This is a genomic window from Mesorhizobium sp. M4A.F.Ca.ET.020.02.1.1, from assembly GCF_004022645.1.
Lineage (GTDB): Bacteria > Pseudomonadota > Alphaproteobacteria > Rhizobiales > Rhizobiaceae > Mesorhizobium.
On record NZ_RZOI01001160.1, the window covers coordinates 1 to 1,102 of the forward strand.

1 protein-coding gene and 1 pseudogene are annotated in these 1,102 nt (G+C 68.5%); both read left to right on the forward strand.

Features of this window, described 5'->3' with window-relative positions; genetic code table 11:
- The coding region (trxA, locus tag EN742_RS35685; RefSeq protein ID WP_128333923.1) for a thioredoxin at positions 1–824 on the forward strand (824 nt) is incomplete at its 5' end.
- Between the two features lie 142 nt (positions 825–966).
- Positions 967–1,102: pseudogene (locus EN742_RS35690) on the forward strand (ATP-dependent protease); the annotation flags it as partial.

Here is a 1,102-nt window from a genome sequence, read left to right on the forward strand (position 1 = left end):
TCCAGGAATCGCGCCGCCAGCCGGTGCTGGTCGATTTCTGGGCGCCGTGGTGCGGCCCCTGCAAGCAGCTGACGCCGCAGCTCGAAAAGGCGGTCAAGGCCGCAGGCGGCACCGTCAAGCTGGTCAAGATGAACATCGACGATCATCCCTCGATCGCCGGCCAACTCGGCATCCAGTCGATCCCGGCGGTCATCGCCTTCAAGAACGGCCAGCCGGTGGACGGCTTCATGGGCGCCGTCCCCGAGAGCCAGATCGCCGAATTCATCAAGAAGGTCGGCGGCAAGAACGGCGCCGGCAACCAGGTGGGCGAGGCGCTGGCGGCGGCAGCCGAGGCGCGCGGGGCGGGCGACATCCAGACCGCCGCCGACATCTACGATGCCATTCTCGAACAGGCGCCGGAGACGATCGAGGCGATCGCCGGGCTCGGCGAAGTGCTGTTCGAGGCCGGCGACACGGAAGGCGCCGAGGCCGTTCTGGCGCGGGCGCCGGAAGACAAGAAGGACGCGCCGCAGCTTGCCGCGCTGCGCGCCAGGATCGCGCTTGCCGCGCAGGCCGCCTCGCTCGGCAATCCGGCGGAGTTCGAGCGGCGCCTTGCCGCCAATCCGGCCGACCACCAGGCGCGCTTCGACCTGGCGATGATCCAGAACGCCCGGGGCGAGCGGACGCAAGCGGCCGACAATCTGCTGGCGATCATCAAGGCCGACCGCAGCTGGAACGATGACGGCGCCAAGGCGCAGCTGCTGAAGTTCTTCGAGGCCTGGGGCATGACCGACGAGGCGACGCTGGCGGCGCGGCGCAAACTGTCGTCGCTGCTGTTTTCCTGAGGCCGTTCGCCGGCTGTTTTTTCCGGATGGGCTTGCGGCCGGGCGCAGGTGCGCCATGTTAGAGCACGACGCGCGGCCCCGGCTTCGCGCGGGGATGGAGGAGATCGCGGATTTGAGATGCTTCAGGCGATCGGAGGACTGATTGCAGGCGGGAAACGCGCACTACCGGCGTGGAGCCGATCTGCCGGCGACGATCCCGGTGTTTCCGCTTGCCGGCGCACTGCTCTTGCCGGGTGGGCGCATGCCGCTCAACATTTTCGAGCCGCGCTATCTGCAGA